This window comes from Streptomyces purpureus (genome assembly GCF_014648195.1).
In the GTDB taxonomy this organism is placed as follows: domain Bacteria; phylum Actinomycetota; class Actinomycetes; order Streptomycetales; family Streptomycetaceae; genus Streptomyces; species Streptomyces purpureus.
This window is the reverse complement of record NZ_BMQQ01000001.1, coordinates 42,929-64,940: the sequence shown is the minus strand read 5'-3', so window position 1 is coordinate 64,940 and position 22,012 is coordinate 42,929. Positions and strand designations below refer to the sequence as shown.

Below are 22,012 nucleotides of genomic sequence, written 5' to 3'. Positions count from 1 at the left end.
TGGCTCACCTCCTGGGGAGCAGCAAAGAACGGTGCCATTCATGGAAAGCGGGAAGGACGGCACGAAGAACGCGGAAGGCCGATATTCCACCGCGCACCGTGCTGATCCGGACGAGTTCATGTTCTGGAGCGTCCACGACCACCCGGACGGCCGCAACCGGACGGCTCCCGGCGCTCAGAGCGGCGCGGAGCGTGGCGGCGGACTCCATGTCGACGGCGATCGCGCCGGTGGCACGCAGCTCGGCCCGCTCGGGGCCGCGGACGACGTGGTCGGACCCGGACAGCGGGCCGGTGTGGACCGTGCGCGTGGGCAGGGCCCGGTTCAGCGACCTGACCAGGAGTTCCGTGGCGTCGCAGACGGTGGTGCCGTCGGGGCCGCGGGTCTCGTCGGCGACGACCAGGTCCCCCGGGTGCATGCCGGGGGCGAGGCCCGCGCAGAAGCCCGAGGCGATGACGGCGGCGTCGCGCAGCGCGGGGTCGGCCAGCCGGGCCGTGACGGCGCGCCGGGCGTTGCCCGGCCCCATGCCCGTACGGAGTACGGTCACCGGGCCGGGCGCGCCGCCGCTGCCACGGCGGAGGGCAAGCCGTTCGATGCCGAGCGCGCAGGCGACCAGCAGGGGCGCCGCGCGGCCGGACGGCTCCGGCGCGTCGGCCATCAGTGGGCCCCGCCGCGGGCGCCGGACCGGGCGGTGCCGGCCAGGCCTCCGACCTCGGGATCGCCGTGCAGATAGCGGCCGAGCGCCGTCAGCGGGAACACCTGCCGGTACAGGTGGTAGTTGATGGAGAAGTCCCAGGGGAATCCGGTCCCGGTGAAGTACGGCTCGTCCCAGGAACCGTCCTCGGTCTGGGTGGTGGCCAGCCAGGCGATGCCGCGCTCGACCGCCGTGGACTCCCTCTCCCCCGCCGCGAGGAGGGCGAGCAGCGCCCAGGCGGTCTGGGAGGCGGTGGAGGCGCCGTGGCCGATCCACTTCTCCTCCCGGTAGGAGCGCAGGTCCTCGCCCCAGCCGCCGTCGTCGTTCTGGACGGATTCGAGCCAGCGGACCGCCTTGCGCAGGGCGGGGTGGGAGCCGGGCAGTCCGGCCGCCACGAGCGCGGGCACCACCGAGCCGGTTCCGTACACGTAGTTGACGCCCCAGCGGCCGAACCAGGCGCCGCTCGGCTCCTGTTCGGACAGCAGCCAGGTGACCGCCCTGCGGGTGCTGGGATGTTGGGCCTTGCCCTCGTGGGCGAGCATCTCGACGACATGGGCGGTGACGTCGGCCGACGGCGGGTCGATGACCTCACCGAAGTCGCAGAACGGCAGCCGGTTGGGGAAGGGGCTGGTGTTGTCGGCGTCGAAGGCGCCCCAGGCGCCGTTCGCCGACTGCATGCCGAGGGTCCAGCGGGCGCCGCGGGCGACGGCGGCGTCGAGGCGGTCCGGGTCGTGGTGGCGCACCCGGCGCAGCGCCAGGACGACTTCGGCGGTGTCGTCGATGTCGGGGTAGTTGTCGTTGTGAAACTCGAACGCCCAGCCGCCCGGGGGCAGTCCGGGCCTGCGCACGGCCCAGTCGCCGGGCCGGACGATCTCCTCGCCGAGCATCCAGTCGGCGGCCTTGACGAGCGCCGGGTGGTCCGCGGGGAGACCGGCGTCGGCGAGGGCGATGGTGGCCAGGCAGGTGTCCCAGACGGGTGACTGGCAGGCCTCGATCATGCGGGCGCCGTCCTCGCGCCAGACGGCGAAGCGGTCCAGCGACTCCAGTCCGGCGCGCATCACGGGGTGCTCGAGGTCGTAGCCGAGGAGGTACAGGGCGATGACGGAGTAGACGGCGGGGGGCTGGATGCCGCCCCAGCAGCCGTCGTTCTCCTGGCGTTCGACGATCCAGCGGGCCGCGACGTTCATCGCCGCCCGGCGCAGTCGGCGGGGGGCGACCTTGTGGTAGGCGTGCAGGGCCTTGTCGAGGCGCTGGAAGAGGCCGTCCCAGCTGGCCACCGGGGCCAGGGGCCGGGGCGGGTTCGGGAGCCGGGGGTCGGTGTGCAGCTCGTCGAGCGGGAAGGGGGCGGGGCGGACCGGCCGCTTGGCGGAGACGACGGTCAGCGGCACGATCGTCTGGCGGGCCCAGCAGCCGAAGTCGTAGATGTTGAGCGGGAACCACCGCGGCAGGAAGATCAGTTCGGGGGGCAGTTCGGGGAGGTCGTCCCACTTCCACCAGCCGAAGAGGGCGAGCCAGATCCGGGTGAAGACCCGGGCCGCGGCGATGCCGCCCTGGGCGCGGATCCACGCGGAGGCGCGGGCCATGTGCGGATCGTCGGGCCGGTCGCCGGCCAGCCGCAGTGCGACGTACGCCTCGATGGTGGCGGAGAGTTCGGGCGGCCCGCCGTAGAAGGTGGCCCAGGTGCCGTCGTCGCGCTGTTCGCCGCGGATGTGCAGGGCGGCCGCGTGGAGCGTGGCGTCGTCCTGGATGCCGAGGAACTGGCGCAGCAGGAGGTCCTCGGCGTCCATGGTGACGTTGGTCTCCAGGTCGCCCTTCCACCAGCCTTCGGTGTCCTGTCTGCCCAGGAGGTGGGCGACGGAGCGTTCCGCGGCCCGCTCGGCGGCCGCGCGGATGCCGTCCGCGGCGGGTGCGGTGGTGATGTCGCTGGCCGAGGACGCCCGGGGGCTCACGGCCCCGGCGCTTCCGTCGGTCGTCGCTGTCATGGCTTCCCCTTCGTTGCAGTCTTCGTGCCGATGGCGTGATGCTGCTGTGCGGGTCTGCCGTCGGCCGGTGGACCGCCTCTCGCTCGGGAGGCGGCACCGGCCGGCGACTGCGAACTCATATGAGGGTGATCGTGATCATCTCTTCCGTACGACGACGAAGTCGGCGAGCGCGGACAGCTGCGCCCGTACGCGGTGCGGCATGTCGACCTCTTCGAGGGCGGCGAGGGCGACGGCGTGCTGGCGGCGGGCCTCCTCGGAGGTCCAGGCGCGGCCGCCGGCCTCCTCGATGAGGGCGGCGCGGGTGGCGAACTCCTCCTCGGAGAAGCTGGCGAAGTCCTGGCTCTTGGCGTCGGCGGCGAGCAGTTCCGCGAGGCGCCGGGAGGCCGGTCCGCCGGCGGCGAGCGCGGCGACCACCGGCAGGGACTTCTTGCGCTGGCGCAGGTCGCTCCAGGTCTGCTTGCCGGTGGACTCGGGGTCGCCCCAGATGCCGAGGAGGTCGTCGACGGCCTGGAAAGCGAGGCCGAGGTGGTAGCCGTACTCCTCCAGCTTGTCGGCGGTGCGGTCGTCGGCGCCGCCGAGGACCGCACCGATGGAGACGGCGCAGGCGAGCAGGGCGCCGGTCTTGTTGCCCTCCATCTCCAGGCACTCCTCGACGGTGACCGTCTCGCGGTGCTCGTAGGAGATGTCCTGGGCCTGGCCGTCGATCAGCTTGCGGGTGGCGGTGGTGAGCCTGCGGGTGGCGCGGCCGGCCTCGACGGTGCCGAGCTCCAGCAGGACCTCGTTGGCGAGGGCGAAGAGCGCGTCGCCGACGAGGATGGCCTGGGCGGGGCCGTGCACCTTCCAGACGGTGTCGCGGTGGCGGCGCTGCTCGTCGCCGTCCATGAGGTCGTCGTGCAGGAGCGAGAAGTTGTGCACCAGCTCGACGGCGACGGCGCCCGGGATGCCGACCTCGGGGGCGGCTCCGGCGGCCTCGGCGGAGAGCAGGGCGAGCGCCGGGCGGACGGCCTTGCCGCCGTCGCCGTCGGCGGGGTTGCCCTGGGCGTCGATCCAGCCGAAGTGGTAGGCCGCGACGGTGTCCATGGGCGCCGCGAGCCGGTCGACGGCGGCCCGGAGCACGGGCGTGGCCAGCGCACGGCCGCGCTCCAGCAGCGTGGTGACGTCGGCGGTGTCGACGGCCGGATTCACCGGGGGCACAGTCGGCACGGTCTCTCCTCTAGTTCCAGTGATCAGGCTCATGCCGCCTCCTTGAGCGGATGTTCGTGGGGGCGGCCGAGTGCGGTGAGCGCGGCGGCCGCGGCGGTGAAGCCGCTGCGTACGGCGCCCTCCATGGTCGCGGGCCAGCCGGTGGCGGTCCACGTGCCGGCCAGGTGGAGGCCGGGTGCGCGGGTCCGGGCGCCGGGGCGGAGCCGGCCGACGCCCGGGGTGGGGGCGAACGTCGCTGTCCGCTCCCGGGTGACGAAGAAGTCCCGTACGCCGGCGCCGCGCGCGGCGGGCAACAGCCGTTCCAGCTCGGGGAGATAGCGGGCGCGCAGCTCGGCGACGGGCGTGTCGATCTCGTTCTGCGCGGCGGACTGGGAGACCGCGAGGTACTGGCCGCCGCCCTTCAGGCCGGAGCTGTCGGTGCGGTCGAAGACCCACTGCACCGGGGAGCCGAGGGCGGTGAAGAAGGGCTGCCGCAGCACCGTGCGGTCGTAGACGACATGGAGGTTGAGGATCGGCGCGGTGCCGATGTCGAGGAGGCTGCCGGGGTCGTCGAGGGCGCCGTCGGGCAGCAGGTCGTGCGTCTCGCGCTGCGGTACGGCCAGGACGACCTGGTCGGCGGTGAGCTGCTCGCCGGGTACGTCCACCGTCCAACGGCCGTCGTCGGTACGGGAGATACGGGTGGCTTTGGTGCGCAGGGCGGTGCGGACGCCGGCGGAGTCGAGGGCCTTGCGGGCGCGGGTGTCGTGGAGTTCGCCGAGCGGGACGTGGGCCCAGCCGATGTCGGCGGCGCCGGGCTCGGTGAGGAGCGCGGTCTTGAAGACCATGGCGGCCAGGCCCATGGAGGCGTGCGGGGCGGGGGCGTTGAGGGTGGCGACACCGATGAGGTCCCACAGGGCTTCGACGGCGCGGGCGGACTGGCCGTGGCGGCCGAGCCAGGTGGCGAAGTCGATGCCGTCGAGGGCGGGGTCGGCCGGGTCGAGCTTCCTCAGGGCGAGCGCGGCGCGGGCGACGGCGGCGCGTTCGGTGAGCGACAGGTGCGGGTAGGCGGCGAGGCTGCGGCCCAGGTGCAGGGGTACGGGCAGCGCGGTGCGGCGCAGCCGGCCGAGGCGGGGGCCGCGGGGGTGGGCGACGTCGAGGACGGGTACGTCGAGGCGGTCCTGGAGCGGGGCGAGGGCGGCGCCGTCGACGCGGTCGAGGAACCAGCGGTAGGCGGTGCAGCAGCGCAGGTAGACGTGCTGGCCGTTGTCGACGGTGAGCTCACCGCGCCGGAAGGAGAAGGCGAGCCCGCCGAGCCGGGGCCGGCCTTCGAGGAGGGTGACCCGTACGCCGCAGTCGGCGAGCCGCAGTGCGGCGGTGATGCCGGCGAGCCCGCCGCCGACGACGACGGCGTGCTGCTCCGCCACGGGCGCGCTCATGCGGTCTCCTCTCTGACCGTCGCAGTGAGGGACGCGCCGCCGGGGATCCGGGTTGCCCGGGCCGGGGGGACGGGGATGGGGAGCATCAGCCGCGCCTCCTGATCGTCTGGCGGGACATCGTGCGGGCGTCCAGGCCGGACAGGCCGCGCACCGCCACGTACGCCTTCTCCCGGCCCGGCAGTGAGACGCGGCCGCGCAGGACCGCCTCCGGGTCGCGTTCGATGCGGTCGAGCAGGCGGCGGTAGATCCCGGCCATCGCGGCGACGCAGGCGCCGCTGCGCCGGTCGAGCATGGGCAGCAGGCGGTAGCCCTCGGCGAACAGGGCCCGGGCGCGGCGCACTTCGAAGTGGACGAGGCCGGTGAAGTCGGCGCCGGGGGCGGGGGTGGCGGTGCGGAAGCCGTCGGAGCAGCCGAATTTGGCGAGATCGTCACCCGGCAGGTAGACACGGCCGCTCGCGGCGTCCTCGCGGACGTCCCGCAGGATGTTCGTCAGCTGGAGGGCGAGGCCGAGGGTGTCGGCGTACTCTGCGGCGCGCTCCGCGCCCGGCGCGCCGGGCTGGGTGCCGAACACGCCGAGGGAGAGCCGGCCGATCGCGCCGGCGACACACCGGCAGTACACCTTGAGGTCGTCCCAGGTCTCGTAGGTCTCGCCGTGTACGTCCATGAGGACGCCGTCGATGAGTTCGTCGAGGCCGTCGAGCGGGATGGGGAAGCGGCGGGCGGCGTCCGCGAGGGCGACGGCGACGGGGTCGGTGTCGTCCTCGTCGACGGCGCCCCGCCGGATCCGGTCGAGGAGACCGCGGGTGGATTCGAGCCGGTCGTGCTTGGCGTCCATGGCGAGCGCGCCGTCGCCGATGTCGTCGACCCGGCGCGAGAAGGCGTACAGCGCCGACATGGCCTGCCGCTTCTCGGTGGGCAGCAGCCGGATCCCGTACGCGAAGTTGCGCGCCTGTGCGCCGGTGACGGCCTCGCAGTAGCTGTACGCGGCCTGGACCGGCGCGGTCATGTCCGTCTGTCCCTCCACGGTCCGGCTCACCCCTCTCTCCGCGCTTGTCGCAGGACGGCTCCCGCGCGGCGCATCAGCCTCGGCTTGGTGGGCTTGGGAGGCCTGGGCAGTACGTCGTGTCCGGCGGCGGCGACGGCGTCGAGGGCGGCGTGCCCTCCGGCCACGAACCCCGCGAGCAGCAGACGCAGCCTGCCGTGGACGCTACCCACCAGCGGTGTGCCCTCATTCAACAGGTTCCGGGCGCGTTCGGCCTCGAAGGCGACCAGCGCGCGCACCGACGCGCCCCCGGTGGGCCGGGCCAGGTCGGCCTCGGTGACATGGAAACGCTTCATGTCCTCGGCGGGCAGATAGACACGGTCGCGGCCGAAATCCTCGGCGACGTCCTGGAGGTGTTCGACGATCTGCAGGGCCGTGCAGATGGCGTCGGAGTGGCGCAGCCGCTCCGGGCTCGAAGTGCCGGTGATGCCGAGGACGAGCCGGCCGACGGGGTTGGCCGAGAGCTCGCAGTAGGCGACCAGGTCGTCGTAGGTCTCGTAGCGGCTGACCAGCTGGTCCTGGCGGTTGGCGGCGATCAGGCCGAGGAAGGGCTCGGGGGTCAGCCCGCAGCGGCGCACGGTGGGGACGAGGGCGCGCAGCAGAGGGTGGTGCGGGGTGTCGTCGGCGGCGAAGACACGCCGGAGGTCCGTCTCGAAGGCGTCGAGCAGGGTGAGCGGGTCGGCGTGGCGGGGGTCGACGCCGAGGTGGCGGGCGTCGGCGCCGCCGGGGGCGAGGTCGCCGTCGCCGATGTCGTCGACGAGGCGGGCGTAGCCGTAGACGGCCATGAGGTCGTCGCGCCAGGCGCGCGGGAGGAAGAAGGGGGCCACGGGGAAGTTCTCGTGCGCGGCCTTGTCGAGGGTGGCGCGCACGGCGGCGTCGGGGCGCGGCTGCTGGGTATCCGTCACTGCGCGCTGCCCGCTGCGGGGACGGCTGAACCCTCGCGGAGCTGGAGATTATCCGTCATTGCCGTCACATCTCCCGTTCTACACTGCCGACCCAATACATCCTATTTCGGACACGCCGCCGGTCCCCCCAAGTGGAGCGACCACCGGGCGGACGGAAGACCTAGGGGTTATCGCCCCACTTGCCACGAATCAGCACCGGTACAGCTTACGTTGTACAACGACTCCTGCCGCGTCGGGGTGTTGAGCACACCGGTGAGAACAGGTCATCGGTACCAACCTTCCCGCATCGCCCGGGACTTGACCGGTAGGTGACGCGGCGTGGCGGGGCGGACACGGACGAGGGCCCCCGCCGGAGTGCTCCGGCGGGGGCCTCACGCGCCGCGGGGCTACTTTCCGGTCTCGCGCTCGTAGGCCTTGAGGACCTCGTCGGTCGGGCCGTCCATGAGGAGCTCGCCCTTCTCCAGCCACAGCACGCGGTCGCAGGTGTCCTTGATCGACTTGTTGCTGTGGGTGACCAGGAAGACCGTGCCGGCCTCCTTGCGCAGCTCACGGATGCGCTCCTCGGAGCGGATCTGGAACTTGCGGTCGCCGGTGGCCAGCGCCTCGTCGATCATCAGGACGTCGTGGTTCTTGGCCGCCGCGATGGAGAACCGCAGCCGGGCGCCCATGCCGGAGGAGTACGTCCGCATGGGCAGGGTGATGAAGTCACCCTTCTCGTTGATGCCGGAGAAGTCGACGATGTCCTGATAGCGCTCGCGGATCTCCTCACGGGACATGCCCATGGCGAGGCCGCCGAGGATCACGTTGCGCTCACCGGTGAGGTCGCCCATCAGCGCGGCGTTGACGCCGAGCAGCGAGGGCTGGCCGTCGGTGTAGACCTTGCCGCTCTCGGTGGGCAGCAGTCCGGCGATGGCCCGCAGCAGGGTCGACTTGCCGGAGCCGTTGGTGCCGATGAGGCCGATGGCCTCGCCGCGGTACGCGGTGAAGGAGACACCGCGTACGGCGTGCACCTTGCGCACGCCCCGCGGCTCGCCCTTGCCGCGGCCGACCATGCGGCTGAGGGCGGCGGTCGCGCTGCCCTTGCCGCCGGCGGCGCCGTTGACCCGGTAGACGATGTGGACGTCGTCGGCGATGACGGTGGGGATCCTGGTCTCAGCCACGGCCGTACCTCTCCTCGGCCTTCCAGAAGTAGACGAAGCCGGCGACGCCGATCAGTACGGACCAGCCGAGGCCGGCCAGCCAGACGTGCGCGGGCAGGTTCTCGGAGCCGTAGCCGTCGATCAGCGCGAACCGTACGAGATCCATGTAGACCGCCGCCGGGTTGTACATCAGCACATCCGCGATCCACGCCGGCTTGTCGCGCAGCATGATCGGGATGGAGAACATCACCCCGGACGCGTACATCCACGTACGCATGATGAACGGCATCAGCTGGGCGAGGTCGGGTGTCTTGCTGCCGAGCCGCGCCATGATCAGGGCGAGGCCGGTGTTGAAGACGAACTGCAGGGCGAGCGCCGGGACGACCAGGATCCAGCTCAGCGAGGGGTAGCTGCCGAAGCCGATCGCCACGAGCACCAGCACGATCATCGAGAACAGCAGCTGCTGGAGCTGCTGGAGCGCGAAGGAGACCGGCAGCGAGGCCCGTGGGAAGTGCAGGGCCCGCACCAGGCCGAGGTTGCCGGAGATCGCGCGGACGCCCGCCATCACGGAGCTCTGGGTGAAGGTGAACACGAACACACCCGTCACCAGGAAGGGGATGTACACCTCCTTCGGCATGCCGCGGCTGGCGTTCAGGATCAGCCCGAAGATCAGGTAGTAGACCAGCGCGTTGAGCAGCGGGGTGGCCACCTGCCACAGCTGGCCGAGCTTGGCCTGGCTGTACTGGGCGGTCAGCTTCGCCTGGGAGAACGCCAGGATGAAGTGGCGTCGTCCCCACAGCTGGCGGACGTACTCGACGAGCCCCGGCCGGGCGCCGCTCACCGACAGACCGTACTTGGCGGCCAGGTCCGCCGGGGACAGGCCCTCGTCGGGAGATGGCGGAGCGCTCATCGCGATCGCACCGTCATGGGTTGTGTCACTCACAAGTTGAAACTTTCGTGTTCAAGATGCGTGGCGGTCGGGCGGCGGGGACGGGTGTGGCGGCCGGATCACAGGCCAGGTTCGATGCTCTCAGATCCGGAGCCGGTCAGATGACGGGTGGGCGGCCCAGTCTGGTCAGGCGCCATACCGTACGCCACTTCATGGGGCGCCTGGGACCGCAGGGTGTGGCCCAGCCCTCCTTGAAACCGCCGAACCAGGCCTTGAGCGCGGCGGGCGCGGGGCGCCGGGCCAGCGTCAGCAGCAGCCAGACGCCGACGTAGACCGGCACCAGCGGGGCGGGCAGGTTGCGGCGGGCGAGCCAGACCCGGTTGCGGGCCACCATGCGGTGGTAGACCGCGTGCCGGGAGGGCGCCGTGGTGGGGTGGAACAGCACCATGTCGGAGCGGTAGTCGATCATCCAGCCGGCGTCCAGCGCCCGCCAGGCGAGATCGGTCTCCTCGTGCGCGTAGAAGAACTCGGCCGGCAGCGGGCCGACCTCGGCGAGGACCGCGGTGCGTACGGCGTTGGCGCCGCCGAGGAAGGTGGTCACCCGCGAGGAGCGCATCGGGTCCGAGGCGCGCAGCCGCGGCACGTGCCGGCGCTGGGTCTGCCCGGTCTCCGGGTCGGCGATCCGGAAGCTGATGATGCCCAGTTTCGGGTCGCCGGCGAACGCCTCGCGGACCAGTTCGGCGGTGTCGGTCCGCGGGAGCAGGCCGTCGTCGTCGAGGAAGAGCAGAGCGTCGACGTCGGTGCCGCCGGGGCCGAAGGCCTCGACGCCGACGTTGCGGCCGCCCGGGATGCCGAGGTTCTCCGGCAGCTCGACGGTGCGTACCCAGTCGGGGACGCCGGTCACCGGGACGCCCTGGCCCACGACCACGACCTCGACCGGCTCGCCGTCCTGCTTGGCGACCGAGTCGATCAGGGCCAGCAGGTCGTCGGGGCGGTTGCCCATGGTGATGATGACGGCACCGAGCTTCATGGCGCGGCTCACCTCAGCCTGCTGGAGACGAGGATGGAGACCAGGTGCAGCACGGTCTGGAGCAGGGCGATGCCCGCGAGGACGGCGACACCGAGCCGCGAGAAGAACAGGTCGCCCCGGGCCTGGTCGACGATGGCGAGGACCAGGATCAGCAGGGACGCCTCGATCCCGAGGATCAGCCGGTGGAACTTGAGCGCGGCGGCGGCCCGGCGGGCCAGCGCCATGCCCGAGGAGCGCGGCTCGGAGGCCGCCTCCTTGACCGGCGGGAGTCCGCCCTGGTGCCGGGCGACCCCGACCAGGTCCGTCTCGGCCTTGATCAGGATGGCGCCGAGTGCGGCGAGGGTGCCGAGGAAGGCCCAGAGCCAGTCGATCCGGCCGGGACCCCACAGGTCGGCCGCGCGCAGGCCGAAGCCCACCAGGACCGCCGCGTCGCACAGGTAGGCGCCGACCCGGTCCAGGTACACGCCGCCGAGGGAGAACTGCTTCTTCCAGCGGGCGACCTCGCCGTCGACGCAGTCGAGCAGCAGGTAGAGCTGGACCGCCACGACGCCGAGGACGGCTCCCCAGATTCCCGGCACGAGCAGGGCGGGGGCCGCGAGGACGCCGCAGAGGGTCATCACATAGGTCAGCTGGTTCGGCGTGACCTTGGTGGTGACCAGGAGGCGAGTGATGCGCAGAGAGATCTCGCGCATGTACAGGCGGCCGCCCCAGTGCTCTCCGCTGCGCCGGTCCTTCACACCCGCCGGGTGCACGACCGGGCGGAGTTCAGCTACGGATGGTCTTGGCATAGTCGGCGTACGCGTCCCTGATCTGGTCGGTGGAGAGGTCGAGGTGCTCGAGGATGGTGAAGCGGCCGGGCCTGGTCTGGGGGGCGTACGCGACGGCGCGGACGAACTCCTCGACGGTGAAGCCGATCTCCTCGGGCAGCACCGGCAGGCCGTGCCGGCGCAGCACCTCGGTGAAGAGTCCCGACTGCTCGCTCGCGCCGCGCAGGTGCATGGCGAACGCGGCGCCGATGCCGACCTGTTCGCCGTGGCTGGCCGCCCGCTTCGGGTAGAGCAGGTCGAAGGCGTGGCTGATCTCGTGGCAGGCGCCGGACGAGGGCCGGGAGTCGCCGGAGATCGACATGGCGATGCCGGAGAGGACCAGTCCCTCGGCGAGGACGGTGATGAAGTCGTCGTCGCCGACGCCGCCGGGGTGGCGCAGCACGGATTCGCCGGCGGTGCGGGCCATGGCGGCGGCCAGGCCGTCGACCGGCTCTCCGGTGATCTCGTGCGACAGCTCCCAGTCGGCGATGGCCGAGATGTTGGAGATGGCGTCGCCGATGCCGGAGCGGACGAAGCGGGCCGGGGCGTCCCGGATCACGTCGAGGTCGATGACCATCGCGATCGGGGTGGGCACACCGTAGGAGCCGCGGCCGTTGTCGTTGTCCAGGATGGACACCGGCGAGCACAGGCCGTCGTGGGAGAGGTTGGTGGCGACGGCCGCCATGGGCAGACCGACGCGCGCGGCGGCGTACTTCGCCACGTCGATGATCTTGCCGCCGCCGAGGCCGACCACGGCGTCGTAGCGCTTGCCCTTTATGTCGTCGGCGAGCTTGACGGCGGAGTCGAGGGTGCCGTCGCAGACCTCGTACCAGTCGGCGCCGGGCAGGTCGGGCGCGAGCTTCTCGCGCAGCTTCTGTCCCGAGCCGCCGCTGATGGCGAAGGCGAGCTTGCCGGACGCGGAGATCCGCTGGTCGGCCAGGAGGCCGGCCAGATCGTCCATGGCGCCGCGGCTGATGTCGACGACGACCGGGGACGGAATGAGCCGGGTCAGTACAGGCACGCGATCTCACGGCCCTTCGCGAGGTCGTCGTGGTTGTCGATCTCGACCCACTTGACGTCGCCGATGGGCGCCACGTCGATCTGGAAGCCCCGGTTCACGAGCTCCTGGTAGCCGTCCTCGTAGTAGAGGTCGGGGTCGCGCTCGAAGGTGGTCTTCAGCGCGTCCGCGAGCTCCTCGGCGGCCTCGGGCTCGATGAGGGTGACACCGATGTACTCGCCGGTGGCGGAGGCCGGGTCCATCAGCTTGGTGATGCGGCGCACGCCCTGGCCGTCGGCGGTGATGACCTTCATCTCCTCGTCGGCGAGGTGCTTGACCGTGTCGAGGGCGAGGATGATCTTCCGGCCCTCGCCGCGGGCGGCGAGCAGGCTGCGCTCGACGGAGACCGGGTGGACGGTGTCGCCGTTGGCGAGGATGACGCCCCGCTTCAGGACCTCACGGGCGCACCACAGGGAGTAGGCGTTGTTCCACTCCTCGGCCTTGTCGTTGTCGATGAGGGTGAGCGTGAGGCCGTACTTCGCCTCCAGCTCCTCCTTGCGCGCGTACACGGCCTCCTTGCGGTAGCCGACGACGACGGCGGCCTCGGTGAGGCCGATCTCGGCGAAGTTGCCGAGGGTGAGGTCGAGGACGGTGGTCGAACCGTCTCCGGCGGGATCCACCGGCACGAGGGCCTTCGGGAGCGTGTCGGTGTAGGGGCGCAGACGCCGTCCGGCACCGGCTGCCAGTACGAGGCCGATCATGCGGGTTCTCCTTCGTCGTGTACGGCGGGTGCTCCGGAGGACACCCAGAAGCGGATGGACTCCGCGAGCACCACGAGCGCCACGGCCACGGCGCAGGCGACGAGCCCGAGGGTGAAGTGGTCCTCGCGCGGGGACAGCACGGCGGCGAGGACCGCCACCGCGAGCGTCCGGCCTTCGTGGCCGCCGATCGTCCGCACCAGCCACGCGGGCGGCGCGCCGGTGCCCCCGCGGATGCGGTACACCGTGTCGTAGTGATGGTAGGCGACGGCCGCGACCAGGCCGTAGGCCGCGGGCAGCGCCCCGGGGACGTCCGCCTTGGCGGCGAGCAGCAGCACCGTGCCGTATTCGGCGGCGCGCAGGAAGGGGGGGACGAGCCAGTCCAGGGCGCCCTTGAGCGGCCTGGCGACGGCGAGACCCGACAGGACCGCGTAGCCGGCGGCGGCGCCGACGGTCCAGGCGCTGCCGAAGGGCTGCGTCCAGGCGACGGCCGCCATCAGGGCGGCGGCCGCGGCGGCGACCAGCGGCGCGGGCGGCCGGGGCAGCCGGCGCAGCAGGCGGGCGGTGAGCTCGGCGAGCGGGCCGGAGTCGGCGAGGTCGGCCAGGGCCTGGGCGGCCCGGTCGGTGCGGCGGGCCTTGCGGGTCACCGAACGCAGGACGCGGCCGGCGGTGGTGTAGCAGGCGGCGAAGGCGCAGCCGATCAGCAGCGCGTAGAAGACGACGCGGGGCGTGGTCACGGCGGTGAGGACGGCGATCATCGCCCAGCGCTCACCGATCGGGAGCACGATCATGCGGCGTGCCCAGACCGTCCAGCCCTTGCTGTCGAGCCGGTCGGAGAGGGCGGCGGTGGGGCTGGTGTTGGCGGTGGCGTCGTGGTTGGCCTCGTTGAAGGAGAAGTCCACGACGTGGCGGCAGGTCATCAGGACCATGGCGCCGAGCGCCAGGGCCCAGACGTCGTCGCCGGTGCGTGCGGCGCCGAGGGCGAGGCCCGCGTAGAAGGCGTACTCCTTGGCCCGGTCGAAGGTGGCGTCGAGCCAGGCCCCCATCGTGGAGTACTTCAGCGCGTAGCGGGCGAGCTGCCCGTCGGTGCAGTCCAGGACGAAGGAGACCAGGAGCAGGATGCCGGCGGCGACGTAGCCGCCGCGGGTGCCGGTGGCCGCGGCGCCGGCCGCGACCAGCGCGGTGATCAGCGAGGCGGTGGTGACCTGGTTGGGGGTCAGTCCGCGGCGCGCGCACCAGCGGGCGATGTAGCGCGAGTACGGGCTGATGAAGAAGGTGGTGAAGAAGCCGTCGTGGGCCTTGACGGCGGAGCGCAGCCGGACGGCCTCGTCGTCGACGGCGGCGGTGGCGGCGGTGGCCCGGGCGCGGTCGGCGGCGTCCTCGGGCACGGCGGCGACGAGCGAGCCGAGCTCGGGGCGGTGCACGGCGACGCCGTCGGCGGCGAGCGCCTCGGCGAGGGTGTCCGCGGGGTGGGGCCAGCCGGTGGCTGGGGCGCCGGCGAGCGCGCGGGTGAGCGCGGGGCGCGCCTCGGGCTGCGCGGTCACCGCGCCGCTGGCGCGGGCGGCGGGGAAGCGGGGGTCGGTGAGGGCCAGGCGCAGGGTGTGGCGGTGGCCGACGAAGCGGGGGTCCACGACGGCGACGCGCTGGTCGGCGGGGACGGCGGCGAGGAGGGTGGCGATCTCCCAGGGGCCGTAGGCGACCTTGACGTCGAAGCCCAGCGACCGCAGATCCCCTTCGAGCGGCGATCCGGGTACCGGCGGACCGGTGAGGATGGCGGTCGACAGAGGAACTCACTCCTTGGAGCTGACAGGGCTGGTCCACGGCGGCTCGGCCCACGGTCCGGGCGGCGGCGCGTCGGCTGAGGCTATCGGATGAACGGAAGGTCGAGTTCACCGAGGTTTTCCGGTCCGCGGCCCCACCCGTTCACCGGGACCGCGGACGCGGCGGCGGCCCGGGAACCGGAGGGATCATCATCGTTGATCACCGCCTCGCGCTCCAAACCCGCCCCCAGGGCGGGCCCCCGGAGGCCCGGCGTCCGCGACGGGCCGCCCCGTATGCTGACGGGCATGACTTGGCTGATCACGGGCGGGGCCGGCTACATCGGGGCCCATGTGGCATGGGCCATGGCGGAGGCCGGTGAGCAGGTCGTCGTGCTCGACGATCTGTCGACCGGGGTGTCCGGGCGGCTGCCGGCCGGTGTGCCGCTCGTCCACGGCTCGATCGCCGACCAGGAGCTGGTCGCGCGGACGCTCGCCGCTCACGAGGTGAGCGGTGTGGTGCATCTCGCGGCGAAGAAGCAGGTGGGTGAGTCCGTGGCGCAGCCGCTGCGGTACTACCGGGAGAACGTGCACGGGTTGACCCTGCTGCTCGAAGCGGTGGCGGCGGCCGGGGTCGAGCGGTTCCTCTTCTCCTCCTCGGCGGCGGTCTACGGCGTCCCGGACGTGGAGCTGATCACCGAGGACACCCCGGCGGCGCCGATCAACCCCTACGGGGAGACGAAGCTGGCCGGCGAGTGGCTGGTCCGGGCGACGGGCCAGGCGCATGGCATCGCGACGGCCTGTCTGCGGTACTTCAACGTGGCGGGCGCGGGGCGCCCGGAGCTGGCGGACACCGGGGTGTTCAACATCATCCCGATGTACTTCGACCGGATCACCCGTGGTGAGGCGCCGCGGATCTTCGGCGCGGACTATCCGACGCCGGACGGCACCTGCGTCCGGGACTACATCCATGTCGCCGATCTCGCCGAGGCGCATCTGGCGACGGCGCGGCGGCTGGCCGAGCGGTCCGGGGCGGGCGATCTGACGCTGAACATCGGCCGCGGTGACGGGGTGTCGGTGCGGGAGCTCGGCGATCTGGTGACCGAGGTCACCGGGAGCCGGCACGCGCCGGTGGTGTCCCCGCGGCGCCCGGGTGACGCGGCGCGGGCGGTGGCGTCCGTGGACAAGACCGCCGAGGAGCTCGGCTGGACCGCCTCGCGCGGGGTGCGCGAGATGGTGGAGTCGGCGTGGGAGGGCTGGTGTCTGCACCGGGCCTCCCACGGTCACACCGCCCCCGCCTGATCGTTCCGGGGCTCTGACCTGCGGACACGCCGCAGGACATCGACCGAAGGCACACCGGAGGACATAACCGCAGGTCAGAGCATATGACAACGGTGTTCAACGTCGGCTTGCGCATACCCCCCACCCGTAGTTCACTCGTTGGCCGTAGGAGATTTTTTCCGTCGACCAGGAGGCGCCTCATGGGGGCTGGGCACGACCACGGGCATACACACGGCGGGCCGGTGCCCACCGGCACCGCCGCCAATGCCTACAAGGTGCGGCTGCGGATCGCACTGTCGATCACGCTGTCCGTGATGGTCGTCGAGATCGTCGGCGGCATCGTCGCCGACTCCCTGGCCCTGATCGCCGACGCCGCGCACATGGCGACGGACGCGGTCGGCCTCGCGATGGCCCTGCTGGCGATCCACTTCGCCAACCGGCCCCCGAGCGGGAACCGCACCTTCGGCTTCGCCCGCGCCGAGATCCTCGCCGCGCTCGCCAACTGTCTGCTGCTGCTCGGCGTCGGTGGCTATGTGCTGTTCGAGGCCGTCCAGCGGTTCATCGAACCGGCCGAGACCAAGGGCGGTGTGGCCATCGTGTTCGCGCTCGTGGGCCTGGTCGCCAACATGGTCTCCCTCTCGCTGCTGGTGAAGGGCCAGAAGGAGAGCCTCAATGTGCGCGGCGCCTATCTGGAGGTGCTGGCGGACGCGCTGGGTTCGGTGACGGTCCTGGTCGCGGCCGGGATCATCCTGGCCACCGGCTGGCAGGCGGCGGACCCGATCGCCTCGCTGGTGATCGGCCTGATGATCGTGCCGCGCACGCTCAAGCTGCTGCGCGAGACGCTGGACGTGCTCCTGGAGGCGGCGCCCAAGGGCGTGGACATGGCGGAGGTACGGGCCCACATACTGGCGCTGCCCGGCGTGGAGGACATCCACGACCTGCACGCCTGGACCATCACCTCCGGGATGCCGGTGCTCTCCGCGCACGTGGTCGTGGCCCAGGAGGTGCTGGACTCCGTCGGGCACGAGAAGCTGCTCCACGACCTCCAGGGCTGCCTCGGCGACCACTTCGACGTGGAGCACTGCACCTTCCAGCTGGAGCCGAGCGGTCATGCCGCGCACGAGGCGAAGCTCTGCCACTGACGGCCGCCGCTCACCCGGCATCTGCCGCTGTTAGGCTGACAAAGTCGTACGCCCGTGTGACGTATGACGTGTGACGTGGTGTGAGAGGAGCTGAGGTTGATGACCGTCGCGGTGAAAGCTGCCCAGCGCAGCGCCCGGATCAGCATCGACTTCGGCTTCCGGGTCTCCGGCTGACCTGACTTCGGCACGTCGGCCGGGGCCCGCTTCACCCAAGGGTTTCCCACGTTGTCCGACAACGCTTCCGTACACGCTTTCTTCACCCTGCACCACGGTCTTCCGCGGCAGGGTCCCGGTTCCGACGACACCACCCGCCGTCTGCTCTCGCTCGCGGGCCCCCTGCCGCAGCGGCCGCGCGTCCTCGACCTGGGCTGCGGCCCGGGCCGCAGCGCGCTGCTGCTCGCCGAGGAGGCCGGTGCGCGGGTGACGGCGGTGGATCTGCACGAGCCGTTCCTCGACGAACTGCGGCGGGCCGCCGCCGATCGCGGGCTCGGTGACGCCGTCACCGCCGTCAACGCCGACATGGGCGAACTGCCCTACGAGGACGGGTCCTTCGACCTCGTCTGGGCGGAGAGCTCGGCCTACTCGATCGGTTTCGACACCGCCCTGCGCTCCTGGCGCCGGCTGCTCGCACCCGGCGGGATCCTCGTGGTCACCGAGTGCGAGTGGACCGTCCCCGACCCGGGGCCGGAGGTCCGCGCGTTCTGGGACGCGCACTACTCCCTGCGCACGACCGCCGAGAACACCGCGGCGGCGGTCGCCGCCGGCTACCACGTCCTCGGGGTGGTGGGGCAGCCGGAGTCCGACTGGGAGGAGTACTACGGTCCGCTCGGCGCGCGGGCCGATGCCGCCGACCCGGCGGCGCCCGGCATGGCCGAGGCGCTCGCCGCGACCCGCGCGGAGATCGCCGTGCGCCGTGACCACGGCACCGAGTACGGCTACACCGGTTATGTGCTGCGCCGCGCCGACGAGAGGTGGCGCACCCGTCCGGAGACGGTCGCGGACATCGGCGCCGTACGCCTGGTCAACGCGGCCGCCTTCCCGACGCCGGAGGAGGCCACGCTGGTCGACGCCCTGCGCGCCGACGAGTCGGCCTGGCTGCCCGGGCTTTCGTACGTGGCGGAGGCTCCCCCTACGCCCTGCGGCGTGGGGGGACCCCCAGACGGCACGGTCGCCGCGTACGCCCTGATCACCCGGTGTTGGGTGGACGGGGCTCCGGCGGCGGCGCTGGCGCCGGTCTCGGTGGCCCCGGCCCATCAGCGCACCGGTGCCGGACAGGCGGTGGTCCGGGCCGTCCTGGACGCGGCGCGGCTCGCCGGTGAGCGGCTGGTGCTGGTGCTCGGACATCCGGACTACTACCCGAGGTTCGGCTTCACTCCGGCGTCCCGCTTCGGCATCCTGGCGCCGTTCGAGGTCCCGGACGAGGCCATGATGGCGCTCCCGCTCGACGTGGCGGGGCGTGGTTCCGGGCCACTGCCCACGGGAACGATCACCTATCCGGCGGCCTTCGGGGTCTGACCGGGTTCCCCCGCGCCGCGCTCCGGCGCGGCGCGGGGGGGACATGCCCGGCAGGCCAAGTACGGACAAGCCGGTTTTGTGCGGCAGACTGAGATGGCCCGACAGGGCCGAGGACCGATGCGAAGGATGGGTATGCCGACCACACCAGCCCCCGTGGCACACAGCTCGTCGTCGAACGGAACGCAGCCGTCGAACGGGGCCGATCCGTCGATCATGCTCGAACTGGTCGACGAGGACGGCAACACCATCGGAACGGCGGAGAAGCTCGCCGCCCACCAGGCACCCGGGCAGCTGCACCGGGCGTTCTCCGTGTTCCTCTTCGACGAGTCCGGGCGGCTGCTGCTGCAGCGGCGTGCGCTGGGCAAGTACCACTCCCCCGGCGTCTGGTCGAACACCTGCTGCGGGCACCCCTACCCCGGTGAGGCGCCGTTCGCGGCGGCCGCCCGGCGTACGTACGAGGAGCTCGGGGTCTCGCCGACGCTGCTCGCCGAGGCGGGCACGGTCCGCTACAACCATCCCGACCCGGCGTCGGGGCTGGTGGAGCAGGAGTTCAACCACCTCTTCGTGGGGATGGTGCAGGCTCCGCTGCGGCCGGACCCGGAGGAGGTGGAGGAGACCGCGTTCGTGACGGCCGAGGAGCTGGCCGAGCGGCATGCCTCCGCGCCGTTCTCCGCGTGGTTCATGACCGTCCTGGACGCGGCGCGTCCGGCGGTCAAGGAGCTCACGGGGCAGGCCGGGGGCTGGTGATCCCGTAGGCCGGGGGTGACAGGGGCAGTGCGGCCCAGATGATCTTTCCGCCGCTCGCGGTGTGCTCGACGTCGCACGCCCCGCCCGCCTCCAGGGCGATCTCCCGCACCAGCAGCAGCCCCCGGCCGCCGGTGCGGGCGTCGTCCGCCTCCAGCGCCTTGGGCCGGTAGGGGTGGTTGTCCTCGACGGAGACGCGGATCCACTCGGGGCCGATCGCCACCTCGACCCCGATCTGCGGGGAGAGCAGGGCCGCGTGTTTCACGGCGTTGGTGACCAGCTCGGAGACGATCAGCAGCAGCCCCTGGACGAGGTCGTCGTGGGCGGGGACGCGCTGACGGTTCAGCAGGTCGCGTACGGCGTGCCGGGCCTGGGGCACCGAGACGTCGACCGCGGGGGCGGTGAAGCGCCAGACCCCTTCGTACGAAGGTGGCCGGGCGGGGATGCTCCCGCGGCTCTCCATAGTCCGGCTCCCACCCTCGTGCTCGATTGTCGCCACGGAATCGAGTCTTGGGAATGAGCTGGTCCGGACCGGGCCACTGACCAGAAGTCGACACTTATCGACGCCTTCTGATCGAACACGTATGGCGCAGTCAGTCCTGCGACTGTTCCTGTTCTTCGTCTGATGGCTTCGAGGTCTTGTCGGCGACCAGGCTGACGATACGACGACCCCCGATGCCGGTGGCCAGCAGACCGAGTCCGTCGAAGAGCAGTGCCAGTGAGAAGAAGGTGCCCAGCACATAGACGCTGCTGTGCGGCCAGTCGAAGAGCACGAGCAGCCCGAGCAGCAGACCGAAGGCGCCCTGCAGCAGCGTCCAGCCGAACTGCGGTCCGCGCACCACCACACTGCCGACCAGCCGGAACACCCCGCCGGTGAGGAAGAGCAGCGCCGCGAACATGGTCAGCGCCTCGGCCGTGCCCTCTGGATGGCGCAGCACGACGACACCCGCCGCGAGGTTGAGCGCGGCGACCACCACACCGAGCCAGAAGAAGCTGCTGCCGCGGTTCTGCACCGCGTGCAGGAGGCCGACCAGGCCGCCGACCAGCAGCAGCCAGCCGAAGAGCCACATGGAGGTGAGCGTGGCGACACCGGTGTAGACGAGGCCGACGAGCCCGGCGACGACGAGAACCCCGCCGAGCAGGGCGAGCCAGCCGAAGCTGCGGCTCAGCCGCCTGCCCTCGCGGGCCGGATCCATGGTCGGGTCGGGCATGCGCGCCTCCTCGCGAGCCCCCCTGTGACCCTTCCGATCGTACGGTCGACCTGCCCCGATAGCATCCGGCGCATGCAGTTGGAGCACAGTGTCGCGGACGGCGTCGCCACGGTCGTCATCAACAACCCCGCCAAGCGCAACGCCATGACCGCGGACATGTGGCGGGCGCTGCCGCCGCTCCTCGGCACGCTCGCCGGCGACCGGGCGGTACGGGCTCTGGTCCTGACCGGTGCCGGCCCCACCTTCTGCGCCGGGGCCGACATCTCGACGCTACGGGAGCCCGGCGACGAGCAGCAGGCCCTCGCCGTCCGGGCCGAGGAGGCGCTGGCCGGCTTCCCCAAGCCGACCCTCGCCGCCGTACGCGGCTACTGCGTGGGCGGCGGCAGCCAGCTGGCCGCCGCCTGTGACCTGCGGTTCGCCGAGGAGGGCGCGCTGTTCGGGATCACCCCGGCCAAGCTCGGCATCGTCTACCCGTCCTCTTCTACCCGCCGCCTGGTGGCGCTGGTCGGCCCGTCCGCCGCCAAGTACCTCCTCTTCTCCGGCGAGTTGATCGACACCGGCCGGGCGCTGCGCACCGGTCTGGTGGACGAAGTACTCCCGGCCGGCGAACTGGTCGGCAGGGTCGCGGAGTTCACCCGCGTCCTGGTCGCGCGTTCGCTGCTGACGCAGGCCGCGGCGAAGGAGTTCGCGGACGGCCGCACCGACCGGGACGCGCACTGGGCGGAGCGGGCGCGCGGCAGCGGCGACACCGCGGAGGGGGTCGCCGCCTTCCTGGAGCGCAGGGCGCCGCGCTTCACCTACGACGTCTGAAGCGCCTCCGCCGACTGCTGGGCCAGCTCGCGCCAGTACGCCACCACTTCGGCCGGGGCCTTCTCCGGCGAGCCCGCGTCGTACGGCGGCTGCGGGTCGTACTCGGTCAGCAGCTGCACGATCTGGGCGGTCCGGTCACCGGCGATCCGGCCCAGCAGGTGCAACGCCATGTCGATGCCGGAGGAGACACCGGCGGCCGTGACGTACTTGCCGTCGAAGACCACCCGCTCACCGGTCGCCTCGGTGCCCTTGGCGGCGAGCTCCTCCAGCGAGAGCCAGTGGCAGGTGGCCCGGCGGCCCTTGAGCAGCCCCGCGGCGGCGAGGACGAGCGAGCCGGTGCACACCGACGTCGTCCAGGTGCTGGTGGCGTCGGCCTCGCGGAGCCAGGCGAGGATCTCCTCGTCCGCCATGGCCGGCCAGGTGCCCGGGCCGCCGGGCACCAGCACGATGTCGGGGTGCGGCACCTCGGCCAGGGTCTTGTCGGCGACCAGGGCAAGACTGCGCTGGTCACCCCGGACGGGCCCGGTCTCCTTGGCGACGAACACGGTCTCGGCGCCGGGCAGCCGCCCGAGCAGCTCGTAGGCGCCGACGGCGTCGAGGACGGTGAAGTCGTCGTAGAGGAGGACGGCGATCTGCATGCCAGGGTCCCTTTCGTTGGGGCGGGTGTGGGGGTGGGCTGAGCCCGGGCGGTCGGT

General features: G+C 72.2%; 21 protein-coding genes. 5 read left to right on the top strand and 16 right to left on the bottom strand.

From position 1 onward, the window contains the following. Positions 1-4: 4 nt before the first annotated feature. From IEZ01_RS00285 to IEZ01_RS00225, 13 genes are all read right to left on the bottom strand, one after another. Complete coding sequence (locus IEZ01_RS00285; protein ID WP_019890664.1) at positions 5-655, bottom strand: phosphorylase family protein; 651 nt, start codon at positions 653-655, stop codon at positions 5-7. Then, entirely contained in the window at positions 655-2,673 is a 2,019-nt protein-coding gene (gene shc / locus IEZ01_RS00280; RefSeq protein ID WP_189199204.1) for a squalene--hopene cyclase, read from the bottom strand. Before shc ends, IEZ01_RS00285 begins: the two co-directional genes overlap by 1 nt. A 135-nt stretch (positions 2,674-2,808) precedes the next feature. Further along, on the bottom strand, positions 2,809-3,909 hold the full coding sequence (locus tag IEZ01_RS00275) for a polyprenyl synthetase family protein (RefSeq protein ID WP_189199202.1): 1,101 nt from the start codon (positions 3,907-3,909) through the stop codon (positions 2,809-2,811). Continuing rightward, on the bottom strand, positions 3,906-5,291 hold the full coding sequence (hpnE, locus tag IEZ01_RS00270; protein WP_019890661.1) for a hydroxysqualene dehydroxylase HpnE: 1,386 nt from the start codon (positions 5,289-5,291) through the stop codon (positions 3,906-3,908). Before hpnE ends, IEZ01_RS00275 begins: the two co-directional genes overlap by 4 nt. Positions 5,292-5,376: 85 nt before the next feature. Continuing rightward, complete coding sequence (gene hpnD / locus IEZ01_RS00265) at positions 5,377-6,327, bottom strand: presqualene diphosphate synthase HpnD (protein WP_019890660.1); 951 nt, start codon at positions 6,325-6,327, stop codon at positions 5,377-5,379. Continuing rightward, the gene (hpnC, locus tag IEZ01_RS00260; RefSeq protein ID WP_189199200.1) at positions 6,324-7,238 is read right to left on the bottom strand and encodes a squalene synthase HpnC; all 915 of its coding nucleotides are present in this window, start codon (positions 7,236-7,238) and stop codon (positions 6,324-6,326) included. Before hpnC ends, hpnD begins: the two co-directional genes overlap by 4 nt. 386 nt (positions 7,239-7,624) lie before the next feature. After that, a complete protein-coding gene (locus IEZ01_RS00255; RefSeq protein ID WP_019890658.1) occupies positions 7,625-8,398 on the bottom strand; it encodes an ABC transporter ATP-binding protein in 774 nt (257 codons plus the stop codon). Then, complete coding sequence (locus IEZ01_RS00250) at positions 8,391-9,320, bottom strand: ABC transporter permease (RefSeq protein WP_028798172.1); 930 nt, start codon at positions 9,318-9,320, stop codon at positions 8,391-8,393. The genes IEZ01_RS00255 and IEZ01_RS00250 overlap by 8 nt, the downstream gene beginning before the upstream one ends. 103 nt (positions 9,321-9,423) lie before the next feature. Beyond that, positions 9,424-10,296 carry a glycosyltransferase family 2 protein gene (locus IEZ01_RS00245; RefSeq protein ID WP_019890656.1) on the bottom strand — a complete coding sequence of 291 codons (873 nt, stop codon included), beginning with the start codon at positions 10,294-10,296 and terminating at the stop codon, positions 9,424-9,426. Between the two features lie 8 nt (positions 10,297-10,304). Next, positions 10,305-11,084 carry a CDP-alcohol phosphatidyltransferase family protein gene (locus IEZ01_RS00240; RefSeq protein WP_052185836.1) on the bottom strand — a complete coding sequence of 260 codons (780 nt, stop codon included), beginning with the start codon at positions 11,082-11,084 and terminating at the stop codon, positions 10,305-10,307. Beyond that, the gene (locus IEZ01_RS00235; RefSeq protein WP_019890653.1) at positions 11,062-12,123 is read right to left on the bottom strand and encodes an iron-containing alcohol dehydrogenase family protein; all 1,062 of its coding nucleotides are present in this window, start codon (positions 12,121-12,123) and stop codon (positions 11,062-11,064) included. The genes IEZ01_RS00240 and IEZ01_RS00235 overlap by 23 nt, the downstream gene beginning before the upstream one ends. Continuing rightward, positions 12,111-12,860, bottom strand: a complete 750-nt coding sequence (locus IEZ01_RS00230; protein ID WP_019890651.1) for a phosphocholine cytidylyltransferase family protein — start codon at positions 12,858-12,860, stop codon at positions 12,111-12,113. The genes IEZ01_RS00235 and IEZ01_RS00230 overlap by 13 nt, the downstream gene beginning before the upstream one ends. Beyond that, positions 12,857-14,641, bottom strand: coding sequence for a DUF5941 domain-containing protein (locus IEZ01_RS00225; RefSeq protein ID WP_028798171.1), 1,785 nt, complete (start codon positions 14,639-14,641; stop codon positions 12,857-12,859). Before IEZ01_RS00225 ends, IEZ01_RS00230 begins: the two co-directional genes overlap by 4 nt. Positions 14,642-14,923: 282 nt before the next feature. Between IEZ01_RS00225 and galE the strand changes: the two genes are divergently transcribed. From galE to idi, 4 genes are all read left to right on the top strand, one after another. Then, positions 14,924-15,916, top strand: a complete 993-nt coding sequence (gene galE, locus IEZ01_RS00220) for a UDP-glucose 4-epimerase GalE (RefSeq protein WP_189199198.1) — start codon at positions 14,924-14,926, stop codon at positions 15,914-15,916. Between the two features lie 179 nt (positions 15,917-16,095). Continuing rightward, the gene (locus IEZ01_RS00215) at positions 16,096-17,037 is read left to right on the top strand and encodes a cation diffusion facilitator family transporter (RefSeq protein WP_028798169.1); all 942 of its coding nucleotides are present in this window, start codon (positions 16,096-16,098) and stop codon (positions 17,035-17,037) included. 225 nt (positions 17,038-17,262) lie between these two features. Next, positions 17,263-18,552 carry a bifunctional class I SAM-dependent methyltransferase/N-acetyltransferase gene (locus tag IEZ01_RS00210; protein WP_189199196.1) on the top strand — a complete coding sequence of 430 codons (1,290 nt, stop codon included), beginning with the start codon at positions 17,263-17,265 and terminating at the stop codon, positions 18,550-18,552. Positions 18,553-18,684: 132 nt separating this feature from the next. Further along, complete coding sequence (gene idi, locus IEZ01_RS00205) at positions 18,685-19,299, top strand: isopentenyl-diphosphate Delta-isomerase (RefSeq protein WP_028798168.1); 615 nt, start codon at positions 18,685-18,687, stop codon at positions 19,297-19,299. Here the strand turns inward: idi and IEZ01_RS00200 are convergent. Continuing rightward, on the bottom strand, positions 19,274-19,759 hold the full coding sequence (locus tag IEZ01_RS00200; RefSeq protein ID WP_019890643.1) for an ATP-binding protein: 486 nt from the start codon (positions 19,757-19,759) through the stop codon (positions 19,274-19,276). The two genes, idi and IEZ01_RS00200, sit on opposite strands and share 26 nt — an antisense overlap. Positions 19,760-19,889: 130 nt before the next feature. Next, positions 19,890-20,507 carry an HdeD family acid-resistance protein gene (locus IEZ01_RS00195; protein ID WP_019890642.1) on the bottom strand — a complete coding sequence of 206 codons (618 nt, stop codon included), beginning with the start codon at positions 20,505-20,507 and terminating at the stop codon, positions 19,890-19,892. Between the two features lie 72 nt (positions 20,508-20,579). Between IEZ01_RS00195 and IEZ01_RS00190 the strand changes: the two genes are divergently transcribed. Beyond that, entirely contained in the window at positions 20,580-21,317 is a 738-nt protein-coding gene (locus IEZ01_RS00190; RefSeq protein WP_189199194.1) for an enoyl-CoA hydratase/isomerase family protein, read from the top strand. Here the strand turns inward: IEZ01_RS00190 and IEZ01_RS00185 are convergent. After that, positions 21,305-21,955, bottom strand: coding sequence for a DJ-1/PfpI family protein (locus tag IEZ01_RS00185; protein WP_019890639.1), 651 nt, complete (start codon positions 21,953-21,955; stop codon positions 21,305-21,307). The two genes, IEZ01_RS00190 and IEZ01_RS00185, sit on opposite strands and share 13 nt — an antisense overlap. Between the last annotated feature and the right edge of the window lie 57 nt (positions 21,956-22,012).